The organism is Streptomyces sp. NPDC089919, assembly GCF_040684615.1.
Classification (GTDB): Bacteria; Actinomycetota; Actinomycetes; order Streptomycetales; family Streptomycetaceae; genus Streptomyces.
Genome location: NZ_JBFBGK010000191.1, coordinates 1 through 6,527 on the forward strand (window position 1 = coordinate 1; position 6,527 = coordinate 6,527).

The window sequence follows — 6,527 nt, forward strand, 5'->3', positions numbered from 1 at the left end:
ATGGTCTCGGAGTGGAACCAGTGGTTGGTGCCGGCGCCCATCAGGATCATGCAGCGGCCCTGGGACTTCTCGGCCGTCTCGGCGAACTCCCGGGCCACCCGGGCCGCCTGGGCCGCGGGCACCGAGGTCAGGGTCTCCTGCCAGCCGGGGGTGCCGGGCTGCCCGGCGTCCTCGTACGAGCTGGGCCACTGCCCGGGCAGGCCCGGCCGGGCCACGCCGTACTGGGCCAGCAGCAGGTCGAAGACGGTGGTGACCAGCTTGCCGCCGAGGCGGCGCACCGGCACCCCGCGCACCAGCGTGCCCTCGGCGTCGTCCTCGAAGCGCGGCAGCACGATCTCGGCGCTCTCCCCGCCGGCCTCGCCGAACAGGGTCAGCCGGGGCACGGTCGCCCCGAGGTCCAGGTTCCACTCCGGGGTCTCGTTGGCACCCCAGCGGTGGCCGAGGGTGCCGTTCGGGACCACCGCCCCGCCCGTCGCGTCGTCGACCAGGACGGTCTTCCACCGCGCGTTCTCGGTCTCCTGGCCGAGGTCGGCGGCGGTCACGAACTTGCCGGGCACCAGGCCCTGTTCCGTCTCCCGCAGCGAGACCAGGAAGGGCAGGTCGGTGTACTTCCGTACGTAGTCGGTGAAGAACGGCGTCTGCCGGTCGACGAAGAACTCCTTGAGGATGACGTGCCCCATGGCCATCGCCAGCGCGCCGTCGGTGCCGGGGTGCGGGTGCATCCACTCGTCCGCGAACTTGGTGTTGTCCGCGAAGTCGGGGGAGACGGTGACGACCTTCTGGCCGCGGTAGCGGGCCTCGGCCATCCAGTGGGCGTCCGGGGTCCGCGTGACCGGGACGTTGGAGCCCCACATCATCAGGTAGGCCGCGTCCCACCAGTCGCCGGACTCCGGTACGTCCGTCTGGTCGCCGAAGACCTGCGGGGAGGCCACCGGCAGGTCCGCGTACCAGTCGTAGAAGCTGAGCATCGGCGCGCCGATCAGCGAGTGGAAGCGGGCGCCGGCCGCGTGCGAGGCCATCGACATGGCCGGGATCGGGGAGAAGCCGGCGACCCGGTCCGGGCCGTGCTCCTTGATGGTGTGGACGTGTGCGGCCGCGATGATCTCGACGGCCTCGTCCCAGGTGGCGCGGACCAGGCCGCCCTTGCCGCGGGCCCGTTGGTAGCGGCGGCGCCGCTCGGGGTCGCCCTGGATGTCCGCCCAGGCCAGCACCGGGTCGCCGAGCCGGGCCTTCGCCTCCCGGTACATCGACAGCAGCTCGCCGCGCACGTGCGGGTAGCGCACCCGGGTCGGGGAGTAGGAGTACCAGGAGAAGGACGCGCCGCGCGGGCAGCCGCGGGGCTCGTACTCGGGGCGGTCCGGGCCGACCGAGGGGTAGTCGGTGGCCTGGGTCTCCCAGGTGATGATCCCGTCCTTGACGTAGACCTTCCACCGGCACGAACCGGTGCAGTTCACGCCGTGCGTGGAGTACACGACCTTGTCGTGGCTCCACCGGTCCCGGTAGAAGACCTCCGCGTCGCGCCCGCCGGTGCGGTGGATCGTCCGCAGATCCTCGGAGACCTCGGCGCGGGAGAAGAAACTGCCCGCCTTGATCAGTGCGTCGGCGGCATTCTGCTGCCTCTGGTTGTCCTGCAACGCGACCCTCCAAATACGTCCCCCGTCGACGGTACGCCGGTGAATTCCGGCCACCCCGTGACAAAGGTCCCGTCGCGGGGTGACCAACTGCCGGAATTTCCCGGGGCCATGGGTGCGATGCTGGTGTGATGACGGGTGGCGGCCGCGCGCGCGAAATTGCGCGGTGGAATGCCTATTTGCGGGGCCCGGCGGTGTCGCGCGGAAATGCCGACGGGACGTCGGAAAGCGAATTGCGCGGGAAAGGGAAGCCAGGGTGAGCGGAAAGCAGCGGTGGCTGCCGGACCAGCACGGGGCCTGGGCGATGCTCGCGGTGCCCTTCCTCGCCGGGACGTTCCTGGCGCCCCGGCCCACGTGGTGGCAGCTCGCGCTCTTCGGGGCCTGGCTGCTCGGGTACGTCGCCGCCTTCCACGCCCAGCAGTGGCTGCGGCTGCGCCGCAACTCACGCAACCCGCGCGCGGCCGGCCGGCACGTCCGGCCCGCCCAGGCCTTCGGCGCGGCCTTCGCGCTCCTGGCCCTGCCGCTCGCCTGGCGGTTCCCCTGGCTGCTCGCCGCCGCCGCGGCCGCCGCGCCGTTCCTGGCGGTCACCACCTGGCACGCCGCCCGCAACCGCGAGCGGGCCCTGCTCAACGGCCTCGCCGCCGTGGTGCCGGCCTGCGGGATGCTGCTGGTCGCCCTCCGGCTCGGCGGCGGCGACCCGGCGGACGGCTGGCGGCCGGCCCTGGCCTGCCTGCTCTACTTCGGCGGGACCGTCCCGTACGTCAAGACGATGATCCGCGAGCGCAGGTCCCGCGCCTACCACCGCGCCTCGGTCGGCTACCACGCCGCCGCGCTCGCCGTGGCGGCCTGGCTCAGCCCCTGGCTCGCGGTGCCCTTCGGGCTCTACCTCGTACGGGCCGTCCTGATGCCCCGGCGGCGGCCGAAGGTGGCCGTGGTCGGCGCGGTCGAGGTGGTGGCCTCGGCCGCGCTGCTCACGGCCCTCCTACTGGTCTTCTGACCGTCCGGACCCCTCCTCAGAGGGCGCCCTTGCGGGTCAGGTGGTTGAAGGACAGCCAGCCCGGCAGCACCGGCAGCCAGAAGGTCATCAGCCGGAAGAGCAGGACCGCCGACAGGGCGATCTCCTTGTCCACCCCGACCGCGATCAGACCGAAGGTCAGGGTGGTCTCCACCGCACCCACACCGCCCGGTGTCGGCGCCGCCGAACCGAGCGCGTTGCCCGCCAGGAAGACCACCGCGATGCTCGCGTAGCTGACCGTCGCGCCGCCGCCGAAGGCCCGCAGCGAGGCATCCAGGCACATCACGAACGACGCCGTCAGCAGCAGCATGCCGCCGATGCCGGTGAGCAGCTTCTGCGGCCGCTGGAGCACGTCCAGCATGCGCGGCACCACGCCCGCGAACAGCGCCCGCACCCGGGTCACCACGAACTTCCGCAGGAACGGCACCGCCGTCACCACCAGCACCAGCACCGCGACCGTCAGCAGACCCGCGATCACCGTCCGGGACGGGGTCATCTCCGGGGTCTTCTCGGTCCCGGTCAGATAGCCGAAGGACAGCAGCAGCAGGATGTGGCTGCCCAGTCCGAAGAGCTGCGAGGCGCCCACACTGGCCACCGCGAGCCCCGGCCGCACCCCCGACCGCTGGAGGAAGCGGGTGTTCAGCGCCACGCCGCCGACCGCGGCCGGCGCCACCAGCTTCACGAACGAACCGGCCACCTGCGCCAGCACGGTCTTCAGGAACGGCACCCGCTCGGGCACGAAGCCCAGCAGGCTCATCGCCGCGGCGAAGTAGCTGAGCACCGAGAAGGCCAGCGCCACCGCCACCCAGCCCCACTGCGCGTCGTCGATGACCTTCGCGAAGTCGATGTGGGTCAGCTGCGAGAGCAGGAAGTACGCGGCGAACGCCCCGGCGATGAAGCTCACCAGGGTCCGCGGCCGGATCCGCTCCAGCCGGGCCGGCTCCACCGGCGCCTGCGGGCGGATCAGCAGCACCTGCCGGCGGATCTGGCTGAGCAGGTCCTCCTCGCGGGCCTCCTCCAGCGCCTCGTCCAGTGCCCGCTTCTCCGCCTTGCGCTCGGCCTTCTCCCGCTTGACGGACTTGGCGACGACCTTGGGACCGGCGGCCGCGGCCGCACTCGTCTCCGCCGTGGCCGGCTCGGCCGCGGCCGCCTCGGGGGCCTCCTCGGCCACCGGCGGGTGGGCGGCCCGCTCCCGGGCCTCCTTCGCCGCCTTCGAAGCCGCCAGCACCGCCTCGCGCTCGCGCTCCGCCCGCTCCCGGCCCAGCCGCCGCAGCGTCGCCCGGGTCGAGCGGCTGAGCGCGATCGGCTGGAGCAGCGGCAGGCAGTCCGCCACCGCGTCCGGGCCCAGCACCTCCACCGCCGCGGCCACCGAGCGCTCCGCCCCGACCCGCAGGCCCAGCGTGGTCAGCAGCTGCGCGATGTCCATCCGCAGCACCAGGTCGCCGGCCGCGATCTCACCGCCGCTCAGGTCCGTCAGGACCACGTTGCCGGAACGATCCACCAGCAGGGCGTCCCCGGCCAGCCGCCGGTGCGCGATCCGCCGCGACTGGAGCGCCCGGACCTGCCGCCAGGCGCTGCGCACCAGCTCGTCCGAGATCTCCTCGTCCGGCAGCGCGTCCAGCGAGCGGCCCCCGATGTGCTCGTAGACGAGCATCACCGCGTCCGGCCCCAGCTCCGAGGTGGCGATCAGCTTGGGCGCGTTCGCCCCCGCCGCGATCGCCGCGTACGCCAGCAGCGCCTCCTGCTCCAGCGCCTGGCGCAGGGACTGGAGACTGCGCCGGGTGGTGATCCCGCGCAGCGTCAGCCGGCGCCACACCCGGTAGAAGAAGCCGTGCGCCTGCTGCTCGCGGTCCACGACCGTGACGTCCAGCGGCGGGCCCTCCTCCAGCGTCACCAGGTACCGGCGGCCCCGGTCGCTGTGCTCGGGGAGCTCCGCGTCCTCCTCGGCGCGCATCGCCCGGACCGGCTGGAAGCCGACCCGGCGCAGCCCCGCCAGGAGGTTCTGGCCGGTGGGGCGGACATTGGGCGAGCCGACGGCGTACAGCGTCCCGTAGGCCACCGTCCAGCCGATCAGCACGGTCAGGATGATCGAGAAGGGCGTGGTGTAGCCGCCCACCAGCATCGCCAGCGCGTCCAGCAGCAGCACCAGCCACAGCGCCACCCGCCAGCGCGGCCGCCGGGTCATCCCGACCGCCGTCATGTACGCGATCACCGGCGCGAGGTAGCCGTGCACCGGATCGGTGAAGGCCTCGCCCGCGCCCTGGGGCATGGTGAGGGCGTCCTTGATCGTGTCCGAGGCGGCCCGGGCGACCCACAGGTCGGTGGCGAGCGTCACCCCGTGCGCCAGCACCGCGGCCAGCACGCCGTCGGCGATCCGCAGCCCGTCGCGCTTGATCAGCCGCTCGATCGCGAAGGCGACCGGGACCAGCAGCACCGCGATGCTGGACACCAGCCCCGCGATCTTGATCAGCACGTCGGGTGCCTGCCCCGTGCCGTGCCGGATGTCGGAGGCCAGGCCCACGGTCGTGCCGTGCGCGAAGGCCGCGATCGCCAGCACGACCGCGATGCCGAGGATGCCGACGAGCAGTCGCACCAGGTCGGAGGGACGGTGCACGCGTGCGGCCAGCAGTGGTTCGTCGCCCTCGACCGGGTCGACGAACCCCTCTCCGGGGCTCTGCGCGCTCACGCCCTGCTCCTTCGAATCCTTCGGATGATCTTCCGGGGCGCCCTGCGGCGCCCCTTCCTGTTCTCGTATCACCAGTCACCGCCCGGAAGATGGTGGCACGGACCGGCCGCGCGGGCGGGCAGCAGGGTGCGCCGGGGCGCACCCGGGCCTGCGGCACCATGGGTCGAATGACAGCGGCCGAGCTCTCCCACGACCTGCCCGACGACGCCGAGCGGGTCCTCGACCTCGCCGAGCGGATTCCGCCCGGCCGGGTGATGACCTACGGCGACATCGCCGAATGGCTGGCCGGCGAGGGCGACGGCCCGGGGGTCGGCGGCCCCCGCCAGGTGGGCCGGGTGCTCGCCCTCTACGGCAGTACGGTGCCCTGGTGGCGCGTGGTGCGCGCGGACGGCACGCTGCTGCCGGGCCACGAACTGCGCGCCCTGGAGCACTACCGCGCCGAGGGCACCCCGCTGCGCCCGGCGCCGCGCTCCGCCGAAGGCCACGTACCCCGCATCGACATGCGCCGGGCGCGCTGGGACGGACGGCCCGACGGCCCGGCGGCTGCTCACACCTGACAGCTTCCGCCATCCCCGCGCCCGAGGACCCCCCGTACGTCCGTACGGAGGAGCCCCCGACAGCCCGAAGGGGGACACCCCACCGCCGGCGAACCCGGCCGCGGCGATGCGGGGTGCGGCGCGGAGCCCCGCCTTCGCTCCTCCCGCCCTCGCCCTCCCAGCCCCGCCGGCGTCTGAGGCGCGGGGTCCGGGGCGGAGTCCCGCTGCCCCCTTGCCGGCCTCGCCTCCTCCCGCCCTCGTCCTTCCAGCCCCGCCGGCGTTTGAGGCGCGGGGTTCGGGGCGGAGTCCCGCTGTCCCCTTGCCAGCCTCGCCGGCGTTTGAGGCGCGGGGTGCGGCGCGGGGCCCCGCCTTCGCTCCTCCCGCCCTCGCTCTCCCAGCCTCGCCGGCGTTTGAGGCGCGGGGGATCCGGGGGCAGGGCCCACCGGTTTCGGGAAGGGGCGGGGTGGGGCCTGGCTCCGCGCAGCGGCAAACGTACGGCGGGCGGTCGGGATGTGCGGGTCCCCGCGCCGCTTGACGGGGGCGGCCCGCAGGCCCTGCGGCAGGCCCACCCCTGGGACTTCGCGGCTCCGCCGTGGCCCTCCGGGCCATCCCAGGCCCGGGCCTGCCTCCGGTCCAGCCTGCCACCCCCGTCAAGCGGC

At 74.0% G+C, this 6,527-nt stretch carries 4 protein-coding genes; 2 read left to right on the forward strand and 2 right to left on the reverse strand.

The genetic code is table 11. The features are described 5' to 3' along the window. Nucleotides 1-1,634 (reverse strand): molybdopterin-dependent oxidoreductase (locus tag AB0O40_RS37130; protein ID WP_365050573.1); only part of this gene is annotated, 1,634 nt, incomplete at its 3' end. A gap of 253 nt (nucleotides 1,635-1,887) precedes the next feature. On the opposite strand from AB0O40_RS37130, the gene AB0O40_RS37135 reads away from it, so the two are divergent. Further along, nucleotides 1,888-2,628, forward strand: a complete 741-nt coding sequence (locus AB0O40_RS37135) for a YwiC-like family protein (protein ID WP_365050575.1) — start codon at nucleotides 1,888-1,890, stop codon at nucleotides 2,626-2,628. A gap of 16 nt (nucleotides 2,629-2,644) precedes the next feature. Here AB0O40_RS37135 and AB0O40_RS37140 read toward each other — a convergent pair whose 3' ends face one another. Then, nucleotides 2,645-5,332 (reverse strand): lysylphosphatidylglycerol synthase transmembrane domain-containing protein, encoded by a 2,688-nt coding sequence (locus AB0O40_RS37140; protein ID WP_365050577.1) that lies wholly within the window; start codon nucleotides 5,330-5,332, stop codon nucleotides 2,645-2,647. Between the two features lie 158 nt (nucleotides 5,333-5,490). Between AB0O40_RS37140 and AB0O40_RS37145 the strand changes: the two genes are divergently transcribed. Continuing rightward, nucleotides 5,491-5,889, forward strand: coding sequence for an MGMT family protein (locus AB0O40_RS37145; RefSeq protein ID WP_365050578.1), 399 nt, complete (start codon nucleotides 5,491-5,493; stop codon nucleotides 5,887-5,889). The last annotated feature ends 638 nt before the right edge of the window (nucleotides 5,890-6,527 follow it).